We start from the raw sequence: 22,212 nt of genomic DNA, 5'->3' as shown, positions 1-22,212 counted from the left end.
GGCGAAATTGCCGCTGCCAGTTCGGCTTATACCCAATGGCTTCGAGGTACCAGGCAGGGGAAACTTCAAAGTGGACCTGCACGATCTCATCCACACTAATTTCTTCAGATTCTTCGATTCAGCCGCGCACGACGCCCAGCTGAGAATTCGCAAATTGCGAGCTCAGAAGTCGCGCCCCGACATCGCGCGGAAATCCTTCAACGGACGAGGGGAATTGAATATTGTCACCGCGGAATCGCATGAAGTCTTCGATTCCCGTTCGTAAGTATTCAACGAGTTCCTCCGCGAGAACCGAGGGGGCCTGCGTGAAGGACTCCCGATAGATATCTGCGTGTTGCCAAATATCTACCATCACCAATGAAACACGGGTGACGTAGAGGGGGAAGTTATCCATGCCGGGGACAAGCATGAGCTTGGCGTAGTCACCGCGCCGCCTCTCATGGAGCCTCCTGAGCTCGTCGGCAAGCAGGTCGGCAGGCGAGGTCGCCACGCGATAGAAAGTTGCCCTGGAAATCCCAGCGGCTTCACACGCTTCATTCACCTTGATCGTCTCGACCGGAAGCGATCAGATTGTGGGGGCTCGTGCACGGCCTCGTCAGCCTGGAAATGAACGGCATCCTCACTTGCTCCCCCGAAGAGCGCGAGCACATCTATCTCAATGCGTTGATCGCATCCGCCCCGCAATCGGCGAGACTCGGACCTGACGATTCTGCACCGCGGGCCTAGCAACAAAGACCCCAGCCTGGCACCACCGCAACCGCGGCAGCTTGACAGCTCCACAACCCCACCCCAGTACCTAGTACCGGGCGTTTCCCCATCTTCACGGCTCGAACACTCGGTCCCCAGATTTCCGCGTAGCGCCCCTTCTGCTATCTACACATTCGTTCCCCTCGAATTTCATACCCAGACAAGTGCTTCGCAACACGCCCACAGGGTTTCCTGCCACGCTCGACACACCCGAAATAACCGACCCCGCCCAGTCGATGAATGTGGCGGAATATCAACAATTAACAGGCGCTCTACCGCCTTCCAGGAGTGAGATCTCACCCACATTACCGATCAGTAAGTTACGATTAGGTAGGTTTGTTCAAGCAAACTGGTTAGACTCCTAAAAATGAAGTGCGCTCCGTTTTGGCGCGCTGTTGATCTCAGGGAGTTAGATGCTTAGGACTGTGGAGTCGATTGACTCGACGAATGCTGAACTGGCACGCCAGTGGCGGGCCGGTGAAGTTCGGGACGGAGATGCTCTCCGCGCATTGCATCAGACCTCCGGCCGTGGCCGGATGGGACGCTCCTTTGTTGAATCGCCGAGTGAGGCTCTCCTCCTTTCTGTCATTAAGACCCTTCCCGACACTCCCCCTATTCGTGAGAATGCTGGCTGGCTGACTCTGGCAACCGGGTTGGCTATGGCTGAAGCGGTTCGTCCACTCGCTCCCGAGCGCGTTGCTTTGAAGTGGCCGAACGACGTTCTTCTTGATGAGAAGAAGCTTGGCGGGGTTCTGGGCGAGCTTCTTGACCCGGAAGACAATGTTCTTCCGGTTGTTCTCGGATGTGGGATTAATACGACGGCGCAGGCGGAGCCTGCACCCGGTGCTACCTCGCTTGCGCTTGCGGGTCTGGACCCAAGCCCCGAGACCGTGAACGGAATTATTGATCGGTTCCTTGCGGAGCTGGATGCTCGCGTGGAGCACGTTGCAGCGGACCGGATTGAGCGTCTCCACGAGGAGCTCTCCGAGGTGTGCCTTACTCCCGGACGTCAGGTCCGGGTCACGACTGTTACCGGCGGTGTCACGGAGGGGCGGGCTGTTGAGATCGACAGGCAGGGCGCCCTGGTTGTGGATACCGAGGCCGGCATTGTTCGCGTCAGCGGATCTGACGCGAACCTTATCTAAGAAGGAAACGAATGCTATCGACAATTCTTGTCGCCAATCGTGGTGAAATCGCCGCCAGGATCATCCGTACGGTCCACGACATGGGTCTGCGTGCCGTTGCCGTCTACGCGGATCAAGACATCGACTCTCCTGCCATTGGGCTTGCCGACGAGGCTTACGCACTCGGCGGTGTAACGATTTCCGAGACGTACCTGAACGGTGACCGGATCCTGGAGATCGCGAAGCAGGCCGGTGCCGATGCTATCCACCCTGGCTACGGTTTCCTGTCCGAGGTTCCCGAGTTCGCTGACGCCATCGCAGAAGCCGGCATCGCCTGGATCGGTCCGAAGGGTTCGACAATCACGCAGCTGGGAGACAAGATCGGTGCACGCCGCACCGCTCACGCGGCAGGCGTTTCCCCCGTTCCCGGAACGAATGACCCCGTGAAGTCGGTAGAGGAGATCCGTTCCTTCGCTTCTGCTCACGGGTTTCCGATCGTTGCGAAGAGGAGCGATGGTGGCGGCGGCCGCGGCATCGTCGTCCTGCGCTCCGAAGCCGATGTCGACGAGTTTGAGGCCCGGTATGGCGGGAAGGGCGGCGACCTGGGTGCGTATTTCCTGGAGAAGTTCGTCGAGTCCGCTCGCCACGTGGAGACGCAGTGCATGGCGGACAGCCACGGCAACTTCGCCGTCGTATCGACCCGCGACTGTTCGGTGCAGCGCCGCAACCAGAAGCTCATCGAGGAAGCACCGTCGCCGTTTATGCCAACGGGCGCCGAGGAGACCATGCGAGCATGGTCCGAAAGCCTGTTCCGCCAGACCGACTACGTTGGCCTCGGTACCTGCGAGTTCCTTCTCGACTCCGATGGTTCCGTCTATTTCCTTGAGGTCAATCCCCGCCTTCAGGTTGAGCACACCGTTTCCGAAGAAGTAACCGGTCTTGACCTTGTTGCCGAACAGATCCGCATCGCTTCCGGCGAAGAGCTTTCTCCCGTTCCCGAGGTGCGCGGCCACTCGATCGAGCTGCGTATTACCTCCGAGGATCCGGGTGCCGACCTGGTTCCGACCGCGGGCACCATTTCTGCACTCGAGTGGCCAACCGGTCACGGTATCCGCGTTGAGACCGGCGTCCGCATTGGCGACACCGTGTCACCTGACTTTGATTCGATGATCGCAAAGCTGATCGTCACGGGCCCGGACCGCCCCACCACCATTGCGCGCTGTCTCCGCGCCCTGAAGGAACTGACGATCGAGGGCATTGCCACTCCGAAGGACCTTCTTGCCTCCGTGCTGCGTCACGATGACTTCGCGAAGGACTTCACGGTTGGTACGCGGTGGATGGAGACGAAGTACCTGCCGAACGCAGATCTTCCCGCACCGTTTGCTGGCAATCAGCCCGGCGATAATGGCGATGCTCGACGTAGCTTTGTTGCCGAGATCGACGGCAAGCGTCATAGCATCTCGCTTCCCGCAGAGTTCTTCGCATTTTCCGGCAACGGGCACCCCGCTGCCCCGGCCCGGCCTCAGCAGCTCCGCCGTACCGGCGGACGTAGCGCTGCCGCAACAACCGGCGCTGCCGCTGTTGCCGCCGACGGTGTCCTGTCTGCCCCGATCCAGTCGATTGTTGTCCGCATCGCCGTTGAGGTGGGCCAGAAGGTCGAGAAAGGCGACGTTCTTCTTGTTCTTGAGTCGATGAAGATGGAGAAGTACGTTCATGCTCCCTCTGCCGGCACGGTCTCTGAGATTTACGTGTCTCAGGCCCAGAACATTCCTGCACACACACCACTCATCAAGTTGGAGGAGGATCAGTGAGCATCTCATCCCTGCGCGGAATCGTTTCGCGCGTTATGCCGCACCGGAAGCCCCATGCTCCCGCCGTGACGGCAGCGCGGATCGATTACGCGAAGATTGCCGAGACGGCTGAGGAGAAGGCAACGGCCTTCCAGCACACCAAGGGCAAGAACACAGCCCGGGAGCGCCTCAACCTGCTACTGGATGCTGATTCGTTTGTCGAGATTGGCCAGTTCGCTGGCGGCAACCCGAAGGACGGTTTCCTGGGCGCGGCTGTCGTGACCGGCTTCGGTGAGATCGCCGGCCGTCAGGTCGCCGTCTATGCTCAGGACTTCTCCGTGCGCGGCGGAACCCTGGGTCGCGCGGAGGGTCAGAAGATCCTCGCTCTCATGGACAAAGCGCTTTCCATGAAGATCCCGATCATTTCGATGCTGGATTCGGGCGGCGCCCGCATCCAGGAAGGCGTGGTGGCACTTGGCCAGTATGGTCGGATCTTTAAGAAGACCTGCGAGGCCTCCGGCCTGATCCCCCAGATCTCCATGATTCTCGGCCCCTGTGCCGGTGGCGCCGTTTATGCTCCTGCGCTCACTGACTTCATTGTCATGACGAAGGAGAACTCCCACATGTTCGTCACGGGACCAGACGTGGTGAAGGCCGTGACGGGCGAAAGCGTGTCGATGAACGACCTGGGTGGCGGCGAACTCCACAACTTCCAGTCGGGCGTTGCGCACTACCTGGCTGACGACGAGGTGGACGCAATCGACTACGTGCGTTCCCTGCTGTCGTACCTCCCGTCAAACTGCGACGAGCTGCCCCCGCACTACACGTACACTCCGTCGGTTGAGGACGAGAAGGCGGCCTCCGAGGTCGCGGCCCTCGTCCCGGCGGAGTCTCGCCAGCCCTACGACATCATCGAGGTCATCGAGCATCTCGTTGACTACGGTGAGTTCCTCGAAGTCCAGCAAGGCTTCGCCTCCTCCATTGTGATCGGCTTCGCCTGTATCAACGGTTCGGCCGTTGGCATCGTTGCGGACCAGCCGAACCACAACGCGGGAACCTTGGACGTGGATGCGTCCGAGAAGGCGGCCCGCTTTGTTCGCTGCTGCGATGCCTACGGCATTCCGATCGTCACTCTCGTTGACGTTCCCGGCTACCGCCCCGGTACGGAACAGGAGCAGGCCGGAATCATCCGCCGCGGCGCGAAGCTGATCTTTGCTTACGCGAACGCCACCGCCCCGATGGTGACCGTGATTCTCCGCAAGGCCTACGGCGGTGCCTACATCGTCATGGGGTCCAAGTCGATCGGTGCGGACTTCACGTTTGCTTGGCCCGATGCTGAAATCGCGGTCATGGGGGCGGAAGGCGCCGTGAATATCTTGAAGCGGCGCGAAATCAAGGCGGCCGGCCCGAACGAGAAGGACATGGCGGAGGCACGTGCCCGCCTTGCTGCCGAGTATCAGGCCAACGAAATCAACCCCAGCCTTTCGGTGGAAAACGGCGAGCTAGACGGAATCATCGATCCCGTTCTTACCCGCCAGACCATCGCTGAATCACTTGAAATTTTGCGCACGAAAGAACGTACGCACCCCGGACCCAAGCGCCACTCAAACGGCCCGCTCTAAGAAGAAGGAAACATGGCTTCCAGTTTTATCTCCCGTCTCGCATCCGGCGAGCCCTACGTTCTCCTGTTCGCAGGCCAGGCCACCCCGTGGCGTGAGAACCTTGCCGAGATCGGTGAGGACTCCAATCTTGCTCATTCGCTCCGCACCCTGATCTCCGACTCTGATGATCTCCTGGCACCGCTCGCAGCCCAGCTTGCTGCCGTCGGTGCGGGCTCGCTGACCCTCGAGTCGCTTGGTTCGTCGAACGACGCCGCTATGTCGGTCCCGGGTATCACCGCAGCCCAGTACGCGCTCCTGCATGCACTGTCCTCGGCCGGTCTTGACATTGGCGTGTCTCGCCCCACCGAGGTTCTTGGTCATTCCCAGGGCATCCTCGGTGCCGAGCTCGCAAAGGCTTGGGTTGAGAAGGACCCGAAGGAACTCGCGCGCGTCTTCGCAATCGCCCGCCTTATTGGTGCAGCCGCTTCCCGTATTTGCCGCACCGCCGGTATCTCCCATCCCACGAAGTCACCGATGCTGTCGGTGCGCGACGTGTCCCGTTCCGACCTGGAGAAGATCGTCGAGGGCACGGGAGCCACGATTTCGATCGCGAACTCCCGCCGCCGCTTCATCGTGTCCGGCACCCCGACCGCCCTTGAGCGCGTTGAGCTGGCTGCCGAGGCCGCCGAGAAGGCCGACCGTGCCGAACTGGCCGCGAAGGTCCGGGGTGGTATGCCGCTGGCACCGATCGTCGAATACCTCGACGTGGAGGCTCCCTTCCACCACGAGCTTCTTTCCCCCGCCCTCGACCAGGTTGTTGCCTGGGCCGAGCAGTGCGGTATCGAAGGTGCTGAGCCGCTGGCCCGCGCCGTTCTCGTTGACCCGGTCGACTGGTCGACCCAGGTTCGCGAGGCCCAGGCTAATGGCGCCGAATGGTTTGTTGACCTGGGCCCCGGCAACATTGTTGGCCGCATTACCTCCGATGTTCTCGAAGGCACCGGGGCAGGCATTGTGTCCGCCGGAACGCTCAACGACATTGATGCTCTTGCCGCACCGGGCGAGGAGCCTGCGCGTACGGCCGACTGGTCGAAGCACGCCCCGCGTCTCTTGGACCTGCCGAACGGCACGGTTGTTGAGACCGCGTTTACGCGCCTGACCGGTAACTCCCCGGTTCTCCTTGCCGGCATGACCCCCACGACCGTTGACCCGGAGATCGTTGCCGCCGCGGCAAACGCAGGGTTCTGGGTTGAGATGGGAGGCGGCGGCCAGGTAACCGCCGACGTCTTCGCAAAGAACCTGGCTGGCCTGCAGGAGCAGCTCGACGAGGGTCGTACCGCGAAGTTCAACGCCATGTTCATGGACCGCTACTTGTGGAACCTCCAGTTCGGTGGCCAGCGCGTTGTCTCGAAGGCCCGCGAGTCCGGTGCCCCGCTCGATGGCGTCGTTGTCTCCGCAGGCATCCCGGAGCTCGATGAGGCTCCCGAGCTGATCGAGACCCTCCAGTCCGAGGGCTTCAAGTACGTGGCGTTCAAGCCCGGCACCGTTGCCCAGATCCGCCAGTCACTGGCGATCGCCCGCAAGGTCGACACGACGATCATTCTGCATGTCGAGGACGGTCACGCCGGTGGCCACCATTCGTGGGAGAACCTCGACGACCTACTGCGTTCCACCTATGCGGAGATCCGTCGCCAGGAGAACGTGATTCTCTGTGTCGGCGGTGGTATCGGCACCCCCGAGCGGGCCGCTGACTACATTTCGGGCGAGTGGGCACTGGCCTACGATCTGCCCGCTATGCCGGTCGATGGTGTCCTCATTGGCACCGCTGCGATGACGGCGAAGGAAGCGAAGACCCAGGATTCTGTCAAGGAACTCCTCGTGAAGACGACGGGTGTTCCCGCGTCCGAGGGTGGCTGGGTTGGTGCCGGAAAGTCCAAGGGCGGCATGACATCCGGCCTGTCGCACCTGCGTGCCGACATGTACGAGATCGACAACGACGCAGCAGCATGCGCTCGCCTTGTTGCCGAGGTTGAGGGCAAGCCGGAGCTTCTCCGGTCCCGTCGGGCCGAAATCATTGAGGCTTTGAACAAGACGTCGAAGCCCTACTTCGGTGATCTCGGCGAAATGACCTACGCAGAGGTGGCTACCCGCTTCGCGGAGCTGTCGCATCCGTGGGTTGACCCGTCGTGGCTAACCCGCTTCCACGAACTCCTGCAGCGTTTCGAGGCCCGCCTGTCGCCCGCCGACCACGGCCCCGTCACCACCCTATTCCCGACCGAAGCCGATGTTGAGGCCGGTCAGCCGGCCGCCGACAAGCTCATCGAGGCCTACCCGCTGTCGAAGGAACTGACCCTTACCCCGCTGGACTCCGCCTGGTTCATTGCTCTCATGCGCAAGTACCCGAAGCCGATGGGCTTCGTTCCCGCCATCGACGATGACCTGCTTCGCTGGTGGGGCCAGGACTCCCTCTGGCAGGCCCAGGACGATCGTTACGACGCTAACGCTGTCCGCATCATCCCCGGCCCGCTGTCCGTTGGTGGCATCACGACCGTGAACGAGCCGATCGCCACGATCCTCACCCGCTTCGAGGACGCCACGATCGAGCGCCTTGACGGCAAAGCCCAGAAGGTTTCAGGCTACTCGCGCCTGAACAATGCGGCTGACGCTGAGCAGTTCCTGCGGTCCACCCCGTTCATTTCCTGGACCGGGCACCTCATGGACAACCCGGCACACATCCTTGATCCGTCGGCCTACGATCTTGAGATCGACGGCGACAAGGCAACTATTACGGTCAACCTTGACACGTACTGGGATGGTTCTGCCGCCTCGGTTCACGCCGTGCGCGAGCTCGTTGTTCCCCTGGTTCTTCCCGAGTCGGTCCGCGACGGTGGCGTCCCGGTCGTTGACGAGGAGCGCCTGCCCGAGTCGATGTACAACCTGCTGTCCGGCACGGCAGGTGTCGGCAACACGGCTGTCCAGGGCGACTACATCCCGGCACTGCCCACCATGGTGGACTCCGAGCTTTCCGAGTTCGGCGAAGCCCACTACTCGTTCGCGTTCCCGAACACGCTCGGCCCGGACCACGCTGGCGTGACAGCGAACGCACTGGACCTGGACACGGCGACGATCGTCCCGGACGCTCTTCTCGGTACGTGCTGGCCGGCGATCTACGCCGCGCTCGGTTCGGCCCTGGTTAACGACTACCCGGTGATCGAGGGCCTGCTGAACGCAGTGCACCTGGACCACACGATCACCTTCGATCGCCCCGTGTCCGAGATTGACGCCGACCGCATCGACGTTATCTCCTGGGCCGATTCGATCAACGAGTCCTCCTCCGGTCGTATCGTCGAGGTTGACCTCGACCTGTTTGTCGATGGCGTAAAGATTGGCCACATGGAGGAGAGATTCGCGATCCGCGGCCGCGCCTACGGCAACCAGCTTCCCGCCGACCCGCCGTTCGCGGGTGGCACGACCTCCGAGGTTGTTGACACCCCGCGTTCCACACTCCGCAAGGTCAAGGTCACGGCCCCTGCCGACATGACCCCCTTCGCGTGGGTGTCGGGCGACTTCAACCCGATCCACACCTCCGCCAACGCGGCCCGCGTCGCAGGCCTGTCGGCACCGCTTGTTCACGGCATGTGGCTGTCCGCCACGGCACAGCACGCTGCTTCCGCGGCCGACAACGAAGGCAACCGCCTGAAGCTGACCGGTTGGACGTACCGCATGTTCGGTCTTGTTGACCTGAACGACGAAGTTGATATCACCGTTGAGCGCATTGGCCGCCTCAAGGGCGGCGGTCTCGTTCTCGAGGTCACCTGCAAGGTTGGTTCCGAACTCGTTTCAACCGGCACGGCAACAACCGCTGCCCCGTCAACCGCCTACGTCTACCCGGGCCAGGGCATCCAGGCCCAGGGCATGGGGCTCGCGGAGCGTGCCTCTTCGAAGGCCACCGCTGACGTGTGGGAGCGGGCCGATGCTCACACCCGCAAGGTCCTCGGCTTCTCGATCCTCGCTCTCGTTCGGGACAACCCGACCGAGCTGACCGCGAAGGGTGTTGTGTACAAGCACCCGGAGGGCGTGCTGAACCTGACGCAGTTCACGCAGGTTGCTCTCGCCACCCTTGCGTTCGCACAGACCGCACGCCTGCGTGAGGCCGGTGCTGTGGTTGATGGTGCCTACTTCGCGGGCCACTCGCTTGGCGAATACAACTCCCTGTCCGCGTACGCGAACGTTATTGAATTGGAAACGGTTCTTGAGCTCGTGTTCCACCGCGGTGCCACCATGCACAACCTGGTTCCCCGCGACGAGCAGGGCCGATCGAACTACCAGATGGGAGCGTTGCGTCCCAACCAGTTCGGTGTCAGCCACGACCAGGTGAAGGACTACGTCGAAGGCGTCGCCAAGGCGTCGGATGAGTTCCTGGAGATCGTCAACTACAACCTGGCAGGCCAGCAGTACGCCATTGCCGGCACCATCAAGGGCCTTCAGGCTCTCGCGGCCGACTCGTCGGAGCGTGCCCGCAAGGCCGGCGGCAAGGGCCCGTTCATGCTCGTCCCCGGCATTGACGTCCCCTTCCACTCCGCAGTGCTCCACGACGGTGTTCCGGAGTTCCGCGAGCGCCTTACCGAACTGCTCCCGACCGAGATCGACTACCGGGTTCTCGAGGGCAAGTACATCCCGAACCTTGTTGCCGTTCCGTTCGAACTGACGCAGGACTTCGTCAAGGTTATTCTCGGCGTTGTTCCATCCACTCAGCTTGAGGATGTGCTGGCGAACTGGGATAAGCGGATCGAGGACAAGGTTGCCCTTGCTCGCACGATCCTCATCGAGCTGCTGTGCTGGCAGTTCGCTTCCCCGGTGCGTTGGATTGAGACGCAGGAGCTCCTGTTCTCGACCGACAAGCTCGACATCAACGAGATCGTTGAGATCGGCCTGGGTGCCGCCCCGACGCTCGCTAACCTCGCTTCGAAGACCCTGGCCCTGCCGGAGTTCAACGACGCTTCGGTGACCGTCCGTAACGTTCAGCGCGATGAGGCCTTCGTCTACCACGAGGATGTCCGCACGATCGAGGATGACGAACCGGAAGAGGCTACTCAGGAAGCAGCCGCCCGGGCACAGGCTTCGGCACCCGCCGCAGCTCCCGCTCCCGCACCTGCAGCACCCGAGGCGGCCCCTGCTGCTCCGGCGGCTCCCGCCGGTTCCATCGAGCGTCCCGCCGACCTGCCGTACAAGGCATCGGACGCAATCAAGACGCTGCTGGCTTTTGCTAACAAGGTGCGTCCCGAGCAGATTGGCGCCGCCGATACGACGGGCACCCTGACGAACGGTGTGTCCTCGAGGCTCAACCAGTTGCTCATGGACTTCTCCGCCGAGCTAGGCCTGGCAAGCGTTGAGGGTGCGGCCGAGGCCGATGTGGCAACACTGTCGAACACGGTTGACCGCGCCGCTCACAACTACAAGCCGTTCGGCCCTGTTCTTGGTGAGGCCATCAAGGACCGTATCCGTAAGCTGTTTGGTGCCGCTGGCCAGAAGCAGTCCTACATTGGCGACCGTGTCGGTAGCGTGTGGCAGCTCGGTGAGGGCTGGGTTGCTCACACCACCTCCGCCATTCTCCTCGGCACACGTACGGGTGCTTCGACCCGTGGTGGCGACCTAGCCACGATGGCGACCGAGGCTTCGTCGACGGCCGATGTCAACGCGATCATTGATGCTGCGGTTGCTGAGATTGGTGCCGCCCACGGCATTCCGGTTGCTATCCCGTCCGCGGGTGGTTCCGGCGGTGGCGCAACCGTTGACTCGGCCGCTCTTGATGAGTTCGCTGAGAAGATCACGGGCGATCAGGGTGTTCTCGCGGACACGGCGCGTCACCTCCTTGGTGTTCTTGGACTGGATGAGACCACTCCTGCTTCGTTCGATCATTCGGAGGAAGAGGAAGTCGCTAATGTTCTCGAGACGGTTGAGGCCGAGCTTGGTTCCGGTTGGGTGAAGCTCGTATCCCCGTCGTTCGATGCTCGTAAGGCGATCCTTCTTGATGATCGTTGGGCTTCTGCACGCGAGGATCTTGCTCGCCTCTGGGCCGGTTCGGAGCTTCCCGAGACCGTGTCGTTCCGCGGTGCGGGTCAGGCAGTTGCCGATCAGGCCACCTGGTGGGCTGGTAAGTCCGAAGGCGAGACAAAGGCTCGCTTCGAACAGATCGCTACGGAGGCTCTCGATCAGACCCCGGGTGTGTACTCCGGCCAGGTAGCCATCGTAACCGGTATGGCTCCCGCTTCTATCGCTGGTGGCGTTGTTGCGAAGCTCCTGGCGGGCGGCGCAACCGTTGTTGCCACCGCGTCCCGGATCAACGCGTCGCGTCTTGCCTACGCAAAGACCCTGTACCGGGAGAACGCATCGGCCGATGCTTCCCTGTGGCTGGTTCCCGCGAACCTGTCCTCCTACCGGGATGTTGATTCACTCGTTGAGTGGATCGGTACGGAACAGTCGGAGACCGTTGGTTCGGACCTCAAGGTCACGAAGCCTGCTCTGACCCCGGACCTGTACTTCCCGTTCGCTGCCCCGCCCGTTTCGGGCACGGCTGAGGATGCTGGGCCGGCTACCGAGACACAGGCCCGCCTGCTGCTCTGGTCGGTTGAGCGTTCCATGACCGCCCTGTCGAAGATTGGTGCGGACACGAACGTGGAGCACCGCCTGCACGTTGTGCTCCCGGGTTCCCCGAACCGCGGCACCTTCGGTGGCGACGGTGCATACGGCGAGGTCAAGGCAGCATTCGATGCCATTGCGAACAAGTGGCAGGTCGAGCCGTGGGCCGAGCGCATCACGATCGCTCACCCGAGGATCGGCTGGGTTGCCGGTACGGGACTCATGGGAGGCAACGACCCGCTGGTCGAGGCCGCCGAGAAGTCCGGTATCCGCGTCTGGACCCCGTCGGAAATCTCATCCGAGCTGCTCGCCCTCTGCTCCCCCGAGTCCCGCACGAAGGCCCTCGACGCCCCGCTCGACGCTGACCTGACGGGCGGCATGGGCAAGATCAACATCGCGGCCCTGCGCGACGAAACCGATCTGTCGGTGGAGGAGACTGTCGAGGAAGCCGCAGCTACGTTGCAGGCACTGCCGTCCCCGGTCCGTTCCGTCCAGCCCACGGCCAAATGGAACAAGGTCACAACGTCGCTTGACGACATGGTCGTCATTGTTGGCCTTGGTGAGGTCAGCCCCTGGGGTTCGGGACGTACCCGTTTCGAAGCCGAGTACGGCATCCAGTCCGATGGCACGGTGGAACTGACCGCCGCCGGTGTTCTGGAGCTGGCCTGGATGACAGGCCTGCTGCGCTGGATGGATACCCCGGTTGCTGGCTGGTACGACACCGACGACAAGATCGTGGACGAAGCCGATATCTTCGATCGCTACCGCGACGAGGTCGTGGCACGCTCCGGCGTCCGCACGTTCGTTGATTCGATCGCGATCGAGGACCTGACAAGCCCCGAGGGCGTGGAAATGTTCCTCGACAAGGACATCACGTTCTCCGTTGACTCCGAGGAAGCCGCCAAGTCCTACGTCGAGGCCGATCCAGCGTTCACGGAGGCCCACGAGGTCGATGGGGAATGGCAGGTGACCCGCAAGCAGGGTGCCCGTAGCCGCATGCCTCGCCGAGCCGCAATGGCACGCAAGGTGGGTGGCCAGTTCCCGACCGACTTCGATCCTACCCGCTGGGGTATCCCCACATCCATGGTGGAATCGATCGACCGGATTGCCGTATGGAACCTGGTGTCCGCGGTTGACGCCTACCTTTCGGCGGGCTTCTCTCCCGCAGAGATCCTCCAGGCCGTCCACCCCTCCGATGTGGCGATGACTCAGGGCACCGGCTTCGGTGGCATGACGTCAATGAGGAAGCTGTTCCTTGACCGCTTCCTCGCCGAGGACATCCCCTCCGACATCCTGCAGGAAACCCTGCCGAACGTTGTCGCGGCCCACACCATGCAGTCGTACATTGGCGGCTACGGTTCGATGATCCACCCGATCGGCGCCTGCGCCACCGCGGCCGTCTCCGTCGAGGAGGGCGTCGACAAGATCGCGACCGACAAGGCCGACTTCGTTGTCGCCGGCGCGATCGACGACATCTCGGTCGAGTCGATCGCGGGATTTGCTTCCATGAACGCCACGGCGGACTCGGATGCGATGGCGGCGAAAGGCATTAACGAACGCTTCTACTCCCGGTCGAACGACCGCAGGCGTGCAGGCTTCGTCGAATCCCAGGGTGGTGGCACGGTCCTTCTGGCACGCGCCTCCGTCGCTGCCGAGATGGGTCTGCCCGTCTACGCAGTGGTTGGCTTCGCCCAGTCCTACGCCGACGGTGCGCACACCTCGATCCCCGCCCCGGGGCTTGGTGCACTCGCAGCGGGACGCGGACGCAAGGCTTCCAGGCTCGTCAAGAACCTGGCAGACCTTGGCGTAACCGTTGACGAGATCTCCGTGGTCTCCAAGCACGACACGTCAACGAACGCGAACGACCCGAACGAGTCCGACCTGCACACCCGCCTTGCCGAGGCCATGGGACGCACCGAAGGCAACCCGCTTCTCGTTGTCTCCCAGAAGACCCTGACCGGTCACGCGAAGGGCGGTGCCGCTGTCTTCCAGGCCGCAGGCCTCGCCGATATCTTCCGTACCGGCAAGGTACCCGCCAACAAGGCACTCGACTGTGTCGATCCCGCCCTACAGACCTCCCCCGGTCTGGTCTGGCTCCGCGAGCCTCTCCAGCTCCCGACGACGGTCAAGGCAGGACTGCTCACCTCCCTCGGGTTCGGCCACGTGTCCGCACTTGTCGCCCTGGTCCACCCGGCCGCCTTCGAACAGGCAGTCAGGCAGGAACTCGGAGAAGACGCAGCCCAGGCATGGCTCGAGAAGGCAACCTCACGCCTACGTGCAGGTGTCCGCCGCCGCGAAGCCGGCATGCTCGGCCACGAGCCGCTCTTCACCCCGATCGAGGACCGTCGCTTCGCTGGCGAACCGAAGGAGATCGAGGCCGAAATGCTGCTCGATCCCGAGGCACGTCTGTCCGAAAGCGGTTTCTTCAAGTGATCATCGGTGTGGGCGTAGACCTTGTCGGAATCGAGTCCTTTGCACAGCAACTGGACTCCCCCGGCACGGTCTACGCCCGCGCCTTCACCGGCCAAGAACGCCGCACCGCCAAGAACCGAGCCAACACCTCCGGTTCGGTCGCGGGACACCTGGCGGCACGGTGGGCGGCGAAAGAAGCCTTCATTAAGGCCTGGTCCGCCGCCCTTATCGGAACCCCGCCCCCGCTCACCCAAGAAGAGGTCGACTGGTCACAGATCGAAGTTGTCTCTGACAGGTGGGGCAGGCCTACTCTCACCATCCACGAGCCACTCGCAGCGGCAGTCAACAGATCGCTCGCGGAACGGTACGGCCGTGGATCCACCACCTGGCACATATCTATGAGTCACGATGGTGGGATGGCGATGGCGACGGCGATTGCTGACAGGACATCGTCCTGACTGCCACCCGCCCGGGCTACGGCAACTGAAACGCAGGTGCCGCCGTTTCTCCGGGGCGGACTGGCCGTGACGAACTCGGCTTCGTCACGGTACGAACAGGACTAACAGCCGGGGCCGCTCCCGCGTGTCTACTCAAAGTTAGACGCGCGGGAGCGGTCATGGGTTCGGCACTTGGAAGCCCTCAACGAGGTCAGGGCAGGGCGGCGGTGCAGGACCGACGAGACTGAGAGTCTCTCGCTACCGCTCCACCCAGTCTCTCAGCGATCAGATCTCGTCCTGGCGCCTCTCGTGCACCTCTTGTCGCGGCACTCCGCCGTCGTTGATAGTTCGCTGCTCCGTGATCACCGAGGACCTTCGACGTCCAAGGATGAGCTCGAGAACAAGCCAGATTCCGCCAGCGATCATGAGGATAAGTCCGATGGTTCCCAGCGGAACCTCCTCAACAGCATCCGGGACCGCGAAGTAAAGAATGGCGCCAATGGCCGCGAGAATGATCGGGCCGCCGACTCTTACAGCTCTCATGGGATCCGCCTTTCGTCATGTCAGCACGCTTGCTGCGTGTTCACTTCACCCTACAGTTCTGCACCCAAAGGTGCCACACGTCACAATAGCAAAGCGTCGTTGGCGTAGCGCACGGTCGTCGGGTTTACTGCGCGGGGCCGCCTTGCACGGAACGTTGTCGATGTGATGCTCGTCGGCGCTCGGCCGCCAGTCATCCGAGCCTGCCGACCCTATCGACGTCAAGAGGCATAAACCAATGAAGCCATGACGGCCTGATGAAAATTCACGGTGTGGGAGGAACAACGGTGGCTACTCATCCCACAATCCTCTTACACCCACTCCCAATGGACCCTTCCACATCCTGGGATTTAGCCGAGTTGCCCCGATTTGCCCAAACTGGCCAACATTGCAGTCAGCAACTTTTCAGTCAACGCGCGAGCATAGTTTTTGGCCTTCTATCAACGTTTACTGCTGATTCGCGGCAGATTTCCCACTAGTTAGTGAGAAATTTTCATGATTGTCCCGGAATTTCCGGTTGTGTGGTTTGGAACACGCTCGTATGATCGGTGCAGACGAGCTGTCAGTGGAGACAGTCCCAACGTAAGGAAGAGCAATGACGCGTCTAGTAAACGTTCCTGAAGATTTTCCCGCAGAGTCGCTTCGCGGCTTCGTTCTCGCGAACAAACGGTACGTAAAGCCCGTCTACGGTGGCGTGGTCCGTTCGACCGCAACCCGTGACGGCAAGGTTGCTGTTGTGTACGGCGGTGGCTCCGGCCACTACCCGGCCTTCGCCGGTTGGATCGGTCAGGGCTTTGCCGATGGTGCCGTGTGCGGCAACATTTTCTCCTCCCCATCGGGAGCACAGGCCTACTCGGTCCTGAAGGCAGCCGACCGGGGTGCCGGTGTTCTTATTGGTTTTGGTAACTACGCGGGCGACGTCCTCCACTTCGGCCAGGCCATTGAGCGCCTTCGTGCCGAGGGTATTGATGCAGACACTCTGGTTGTCACGGATGACATTGCTTCCGGTTCGAAGGATGAACTGGAGAAGCGCCGCGGTATTGCCGGTGACTTCCCGACCTTCAAGATTGCTTCTGCCGCGGCAGAGGCAGGTAAGGACTTCGAGGAGGTCAAGCGCGTCTTCGCCAAGGCAAACGACGCCACGCGTTCTTTCGGCGTAGCATTCGACGGCTGTACTCTTCCCGGTGCCGATGGACCGCTGTTCACCGTCCCGGAGGGGAAGATGGCGATCGGTCTCGGCATTCACGGTGAACCCGGCGTTGACGAAGCACCTCTTGGTACGGCCAACGAGGTCGCTAAGACCCTCGTTGATGGTCTGCTCGAGGAACGTCCCGAGGGCGCGAACCGCGTTGTCGCCATGGTCAACGGCCTGGGTGACACGAAGTACGAGGAGCTGTTCATTGTCGCCGGTGCAGTCCACGACCTCCTGGAAGAGGCAGGCATTGTCGTTGAAGACCTGGAGTCGGGCGAGTTCGTGACTTCTTTGGACATGGCAGGCATTTCCCTCACCCTGACCTGGGTTGATGACGAGCTCCTTGAGTACTGGAACGCACCGTGCGATTCCCCTGCCTACCGCAAGGGCTCTGTCGAGCAGGTTGAGCGCGACGATGCGGTTCTCAACAACGAGGCCGCGAAGGTCACCGTCACCGAGACCGGATCTGAAGCATCCCAGGCCGCCGCATCCAAGGCCGCAGATCTCCTTGGTGAGATCGCCACCATGCTCGAATCTAAGAAGGACGAGCTGGGTGAACTGGACGCCGTTGCTGGCGACGGTGACCACGGCATTGGCATGGAGAATGGTTCCCGCGCAGCCGCTAAGGCAGCCCAGGCACTGGTTGCTGATGGTGCTGGCCTGTCGACCACCCTGGCCGCTGCGGGTGACGCGTGGTCCGATCGTGCTGGCGGCACCTCGGGTGCTCTCTGGGGCGCTATCCTCACCTCGTTCGGCGCGGCCCTTGGTAACGAGGATGCTCCGACCGAGAACAAGCTTGTCGAAGCAGTAGTTGCGGCTCAGGAAGCAGTTCAGCGACTCGGTGGTGCAGAGGTGGGCGACAAGACTCTTGTTGACGCCCTCGTTCCGCTCACCGAAGCCCTGACGACCACCGAGGGTGACCTCAAGACCAAGGCAGAGGCCGCTCTAAAGGCAGGCGAAGAAGGCGCATCCTCCACCACGGACCTTGTCGCCAAGGTTGGTCGCGCCCGCCCGCTCGGCCAGAAGTCCGTCGGCACCCCCGATCCGGGAGCTATCTCCCTCGTCGAGGTCGCACGCGTCCTCCTCGGAGCTCTCTAAGAATGCAGACTCGATGATCGCAGGGAGCTTATGACAGCAATGAGCTAACAGTGACAGTGGGGCCCACGGACAGAATCCGTGGGCCCCCTGCGTGAAGACTAAGCGGGAGATCAATCTTAGGGAGTCAGTCCCCTCGAATGATCAGCTTCTCCCTCCGAAAGATCAGCCTCCGTCACCCCTCTAGAAAGATCAGCCCCGTTCTCGTCGGTATTCTTCCGGGACGATGATGGTGCGGTCGTGGTCCCATTCTTTTTCCCAGCCACCAACTTCCAGAAGACCATCAAGTAGGTGAGCCGTGAATCCCCATATAAATATGTCGCCAAGCTGGAAGGCCGGTCCCCGGTAGGGTCTGCCTGGAATGAGTGCAGTCATGCGAATATCGGGGTCCGCCAAGTAGTCGAGTGTCGGCAGGTGAACGGAGTCGACCTCTGCCTCGTCGACCACGTCGGGGCGTTCGCCGGGTCCGATAACACCAATGATTGGGGTAACTGCATTTGATGATGCCGCAAGCGACAGGCCCGGGAGTTCCCCGAGAACCGAGACCCTGGTGGGTTCAAGCCCTACTTCTTCGTGAGCTTCCCGCAACGCAGCATCAACCGGGGTTTCGCCCTCTTCGAGGGAACCCCCCGGGAAGGAGACCTGGCCGGGATGAAAGCGCATGGTCAGAGCCCGCCTCGTGAGCACGATCCTGGTGTCATTCTCATCGGTGAGCGCCATGAGAACAGCGGACCTGCGGCCACCGGTTCGTGCCCTCTCAAGCGGAATGGGGAGGGCACCGAACTTGTCAACGAGATCGTGAAAGCGGCTCATTGTTTCATTATGGTCCATTGCCCCTGAGAAGAAGGGGACCGTCTTCTCTCAGCCCTTGGCGCGGCGGGTCGCTGTCGTAGACAATGTGTCTATGACTGATACCGCCAGCACCACGAAGCTCTCGATCGTTGGAGCGGGATCCGTGGGATCCTCTCTTGCTTACGCCTCTCTCATCCGCGGCTCCGCCAACACTGTTGCCCTCTACGACCTCAACACCGAGAAGGTCGATGCCGAGGTCCTCGACCTTGCGCACGGAAGCCAGTACACTCAGGCCTCCCAGATCATTGGTGGCTCCGATATTTCCTGCGTCGCAGGTTCCGACATTGTTGTCATCACAGCAGGTGCACGGCAGAAGCCCGGACAATCTCGCCTGGGCCTGGCTGGCACGAATGTCGACATCTTGGGTTCTCTTATGCCGCAGTTGCTCGAGCAGGCCCCGAACGCGATCTACATGCTCGTCACGAACCCGTGCGATGTGCTGACCACGGCAGCCCTGAAGATCTCCGGTCTTCCCACCCACCGCGTGCTCTCCTCCGGAACGGTTCTTGACACGTCCCGCCTGCGCTGGCTGGTTGGCAACAAGATCGGGATCTCGCCCCGTTCCGTGCACGCCATGATGGTGGGCGAGCACGGCGACACCGAGTTCGCACTCTGGTCTTCCGCCACGATCGGCCAGTCCCCGCTCCAGGATTGGAAAGACTCGGCAGGTAACCGCGTCTTCGACCGTGAGGTTCTCGATTCCCTCGAGCACGAAGTTATGAACTCCGCCTACAAGGTCATTCAGGGTAAGGGCGCAACGAACTACGCAATTGGCGTTGCCGGTGCCCGAGTCGTGGAGGCGATCCTCCGCGACCAGAAGGCCGTCCTCCCCGTCTCCACCCTCTTGAACAACTACCACGGGATTTCCGACATCGCCCTGTCCGTCCCCTCGATCGTGGGCCGTGGCGGCGTTGAACGCACCCTGAACTTCCCCATGGACGAGATCGAAGAGGCGAAGCTCCACAAGTCCGCCGAGGCCCTCCTGTCCGTCCAGAAGTCCCTCGGAATCTAAGCCTCCAAGACACTCACGGAGAGCCACGGAAAGTCACAGAATTAAGCTTCTCCTGAAATTCCTTAGGATCTAACCGACAGTAGCTCTTTAGCGGAATAGAAGAACTTCCTTCAAAGTAAATTGTTCACAACTAGTCCTTTCTCGTTCAGCGGCCGGGATTTTCCCGGCCGCTGACCTGTTAACAGGTCAGCTGTGACAAGGGTTGCGGGTCAGCATGCCATGAGAGACTCCACACCTGCTGGATACAGTACACAACTAATGATCTTCCGGGTTTCGTTGATGGGCCGCACGTGCCCGCTGACGTATCGGATCGGTGAGCACGCCCGTGAGCTGGGGCGACATGATGCGCTCTCCTGACGGACACGCGTCCGATATGTCTCGTTCATTCTGATTTCATTCTGTTTTTCTACTCTAATTCAGAAACTCAATACATAGTTTCTGATACAGAAGGAAGACATAGTGAAGAGTATTCGGCGCATACCGGGGGCTATTATGGCCGCGGGTACCGCAGGGGCTCTGACCTTGACCCTTGCGGGTCCGGTCACAGCGCAGCCCAACACGACACCACCAACGACGATCACACAAGCACAGGAGCAGGACACCCTGCCCCCGCTGATGATCACCGAGCTTGCCCCCGACCATGGCGGGGTTGATCATTTCGAGTTCATTGAGCTCCACAACACCACTGAATCCGCAATCTCCATGAAGGACGCCGGATATTCACTCGCTTACACCTCGGCAGATGATGGGGTTGCAGCCAGCATTGTCCTTTCCCCGCACGAGGGCGATGACATTGTCATCGAGGCCGGAGAGACCGTTGTGCTCTGGCTATCGCACGAGGGCGGCAATGTTCGTTCTTTCGACTACACGGAAACCGATTTCCGTGAAGAGTGGGGCATGGGAGAAGACGGCCGCGTTATCCGCATTGTCGGACAGAACGGCATGTCTAACTCCGGTGACCGCGGCGTTCAGGTCGTCAAGAACGGTGAGGTTGAGTCGTGGGCGCACTACGACGCCGACACGATCAGCACCACCCAGACCGCCGAGTTCGCAATTCCCGCCGCCGATGCTGCGGATACTCGCAGGCTGAGGCAGATCGCAAACGAGCCGGGCGGAACCGCTGGCGCTGTTTCTCCCGAGCAGTTCGAGGCCCCGGAGCCCGAGGTTGTAGAAGAGGGTATTCCGGCTCTCATGATCACGGAGATCCTTCCGAACTCGACGAGCCACGACAACTTCGAGTACTACGAGATTCACAACACGACCAACGAGACCATTAACGTTCTCGGCGACGGCTACTCGTTCCAGTACATTTACGTGAACTCGGTCGACATGAGCCGCGACCTTCTGCACCCGGTTGAGGAGGGCGTTGATATCGTTCTTGAGCCCGGTGAGACCGCGGTTGCCTGGGTGTCCTACACCGCGAACAACATTGACTGATTCTCCTACACGGAAGAGGACTTCCGTAACGAGTTCGGCATGGAGAACGACGCGCAGATCTTCCGCGTTGAAGCCGGTGGCATGGCCAACGGCGGCGACCGTGGCATCCGCGTCCTCAAGGACGGCGAGATCCAGTCCTGGTCGTACTACCCATCAGATTCCGTTGGTCCCGCAATGTCGGCCGACTTCGGTCTTCCCGAGGCTGACGCTATTGAACCTAGGTCGATGAGGGTCCTGAACACCCTTGCCGATCCCTCCCCCGGTGTTGTTCATCCCGAGCAGCTCATGGATCCGGCGGACATCACGGAAGAGGAGCCGCTGGTTCCCCCGACTACCTCGGCCCCTCTGCTTGTCACCGAAGCTGTTGTTGACTCAACGAACGTGGGTTCCTCGGACGGCTACGAGTTCATTGAGATCGCGAACGCCACGAACGCACCGGTCGACTTCTCCGACTACGCCATCAACTACCTGTACCCGCTGGACGAGTTCACGAACTCGAACGCAACCGTGTGGCCGACGATCCCCTCGGATGCGGTCATTGCTCCGGGCAAGACACTCGTGTTCTGGATCAAGAACGGCCCGAACGATGAGCTGACCGCTGAAGACTTCAACACCTTCTACGGCGCAAATCTTGAGGCTGGCACCGAGCTGCTCGAGATCTACGCGGGTGGCATGGCCAACGGCTCAGCCCGCGGCATCCAGATCCAGACCAACACCGGTCACATGGTGAACCGCGCCTACTACAACATGGGCTCGGAACGTGACGTTGTCACAAACCTTGGTCTCCAGTGGGGCGTTGACGAGGAGGACCTGCTCAAGCAGACCCTGCTCGGCTCGGACCACGCCACCCCCGGCACCGTGGCAGCACACCAGCTACCCGAGCCGCTCGTCACCCCATCCTCCGACACAGCAGAGCCGGTTATCACCGACCTGACGGCCGACACGGTTCTTGCCGATCAGCCCTTCGAGTTCGCCTTCGAGGTGACCGATGACGTTCAGGTCAAGACCGTGACCCTCAACGTTGTTTCCTCCGCCGGTGACGAGCCCCGCGTCGTCAACCTGCTGGCCGATGGTGACCGCTACTCGTACGAGCTTCCCGCTGCCGACATCATCGGTAAGCGCTGGTACGAGTACTCGATCACCGTCTCCGACGGCACGAACTCCGTGACAACTGATCCGACCCAGGTCATGGTCGACGGCGTCGACATGTCCCCGGTCCGCCTCAGCGTCACTGACGATCAGTGGCTGAACGGCATTGTCGACCTCATTGCCACCACGCACACCGTGGATCGCGTTGCAGAGCTATCTGTTGACGGCACTGCCGTCGACACGAATGC

General features: G+C 61.6%; 12 protein-coding genes. 9 read left to right on the top strand and 3 right to left on the bottom strand.

Going from position 1 to position 22,212, the window contains the following annotated elements; genetic code table 11:
• Nucleotides 1-118: 118 nt before the first annotated feature.
• On the bottom strand, nt 119-490 hold the full coding sequence (locus tag ACTHUY_RS08780) for a hypothetical protein (protein ID WP_441678528.1): 372 nt from the start codon (nt 488-490) through the stop codon (nt 119-121).
• Nucleotides 491-1,160: 670 nt separating this feature from the next.
• On the opposite strand from ACTHUY_RS08780, the gene ACTHUY_RS08775 reads away from it, so the two are divergent.
• The 5 genes from ACTHUY_RS08775 to acpS are packed head-to-tail and all read left to right on the top strand — an operon-like array spanning nt 1,161 to nt 14,768.
• Nucleotides 1,161-1,892, top strand: coding sequence for a biotin--[acetyl-CoA-carboxylase] ligase (locus ACTHUY_RS08775; RefSeq protein WP_441678526.1), 732 nt, complete (start codon nt 1,161-1,163; stop codon nt 1,890-1,892).
• A gap of 11 nt (nt 1,893-1,903) precedes the next feature.
• A complete protein-coding gene (locus tag ACTHUY_RS08770) occupies nt 1,904-3,682 on the top strand; it encodes an ATP-binding protein (protein WP_441678524.1) in 1,779 nt (592 codons plus the stop codon).
• 35 nt (nt 3,683-3,717) lie between these two features.
• The gene (locus ACTHUY_RS08765; protein WP_441675613.1) at nt 3,718-5,283 is read left to right on the top strand and encodes an acyl-CoA carboxylase subunit beta; all 1,566 of its coding nucleotides are present in this window, start codon (nt 3,718-3,720) and stop codon (nt 5,281-5,283) included.
• Between the two features lie 12 nt (nt 5,284-5,295).
• Entirely contained in the window at nt 5,296-14,331 is a 9,036-nt protein-coding gene (locus tag ACTHUY_RS08760; protein ID WP_441678522.1) for a fatty acid synthase subunit beta domain-containing protein, read from the top strand.
• A gap of 8 nt (nt 14,332-14,339) precedes the next feature.
• Complete coding sequence (gene acpS / locus ACTHUY_RS08755) at nt 14,340-14,768, top strand: holo-ACP synthase AcpS (protein WP_441678520.1); 429 nt, start codon at nt 14,340-14,342, stop codon at nt 14,766-14,768.
• Nucleotides 14,769-15,032: 264 nt separating this feature from the next.
• Here the strand turns inward: acpS and ACTHUY_RS08750 are convergent, their stop codons facing one another.
• Nucleotides 15,033-15,290: a DUF6458 family protein gene (locus ACTHUY_RS08750; RefSeq protein WP_126704212.1), complete on the bottom strand. Its 258-nt coding sequence runs from the start codon at nt 15,288-15,290 to the stop codon at nt 15,033-15,035.
• A gap of 592 nt (nt 15,291-15,882) precedes the next feature.
• Between ACTHUY_RS08750 and ACTHUY_RS08745 the strand changes: the two genes are divergently transcribed.
• On the top strand, nt 15,883-17,577 hold the full coding sequence (locus ACTHUY_RS08745) for a dihydroxyacetone kinase family protein (protein ID WP_441678518.1): 1,695 nt from the start codon (nt 15,883-15,885) through the stop codon (nt 17,575-17,577).
• Between the two features lie 189 nt (nt 17,578-17,766).
• Here ACTHUY_RS08745 and ACTHUY_RS08740 read toward each other — a convergent pair whose 3' ends face one another.
• Nucleotides 17,767-18,387, bottom strand: coding sequence for an NUDIX hydrolase (locus ACTHUY_RS08740; protein ID WP_441678516.1), 621 nt, complete (start codon nt 18,385-18,387; stop codon nt 17,767-17,769).
• Between the two features lie 91 nt (nt 18,388-18,478).
• Here ACTHUY_RS08740 and ACTHUY_RS08735 point away from each other — a divergent pair, with 91 nt between their 5' ends.
• The 3 genes from ACTHUY_RS08735 to ACTHUY_RS08725 all read left to right on the top strand — a co-directional run.
• Complete coding sequence (locus ACTHUY_RS08735) at nt 18,479-19,438, top strand: L-lactate dehydrogenase (RefSeq protein WP_441655073.1); 960 nt, start codon at nt 18,479-18,481, stop codon at nt 19,436-19,438.
• A 459-nt stretch (nt 19,439-19,897) separates the two neighbouring features.
• Nucleotides 19,898-20,875 carry a lamin tail domain-containing protein gene (locus ACTHUY_RS08730; RefSeq protein ID WP_441678514.1) on the top strand — a complete coding sequence of 326 codons (978 nt, stop codon included), beginning with the start codon at nt 19,898-19,900 and terminating at the stop codon, nt 20,873-20,875.
• 39 nt (nt 20,876-20,914) lie between these two features.
• The coding region (locus ACTHUY_RS08725) for a lamin tail domain-containing protein (protein WP_441678512.1) at nt 20,915-22,212 on the top strand (1,298 nt) is incomplete at its 3' end.

The organism is Flaviflexus sp., assembly GCF_052087705.1.
Lineage (GTDB): Bacteria > Actinomycetota > Actinomycetes > Actinomycetales > Actinomycetaceae > Flaviflexus > Flaviflexus ciconiae.
Note: the sequence above shows the minus strand (reverse complement) of the source record. Positions and strands in the feature narration are given on the sequence as shown.

What these genes read in the sequence shown, in the direction of transcription:
- ACTHUY_RS08775 (WP_441678526.1), top strand. Translation starts at nt 1,161, where the DNA reads ATGCTTAGGACTGTGGAGTCGATTGACTCGACGAATGCTGAACTGGCA.
- ACTHUY_RS08770 (WP_441678524.1), top strand. Translation starts at nt 1,904, where the DNA reads ATGCTATCGACAATTCTTGTCGCCAATCGTGGTGAAATCGCCGCCAGG.
- ACTHUY_RS08765 (WP_441675613.1), top strand. Translation starts at nt 3,718, where the DNA reads ATGCCGCACCGGAAGCCCCATGCTCCCGCCGTGACGGCAGCGCGGATC.
- ACTHUY_RS08760 (WP_441678522.1), top strand. Translation starts at nt 5,296, where the DNA reads ATGGCTTCCAGTTTTATCTCCCGTCTCGCATCCGGCGAGCCCTACGTT.
- ACTHUY_RS08750 (WP_126704212.1), bottom strand. Translation starts at nt 15,290, where the DNA reads ATGAGAGCTGTAAGAGTCGGCGGCCCGATCATTCTCGCGGCCATTGGC.
- ACTHUY_RS08745 (WP_441678518.1), top strand. Translation starts at nt 15,883, where the DNA reads ATGACGCGTCTAGTAAACGTTCCTGAAGATTTTCCCGCAGAGTCGCTT.
- ACTHUY_RS08740 (WP_441678516.1), bottom strand. Translation starts at nt 18,387, where the DNA reads ATGAGCCGCTTTCACGATCTCGTTGACAAGTTCGGTGCCCTCCCCATT.
- ACTHUY_RS08735 (WP_441655073.1), top strand. Translation starts at nt 18,479, where the DNA reads ATGACTGATACCGCCAGCACCACGAAGCTCTCGATCGTTGGAGCGGGA.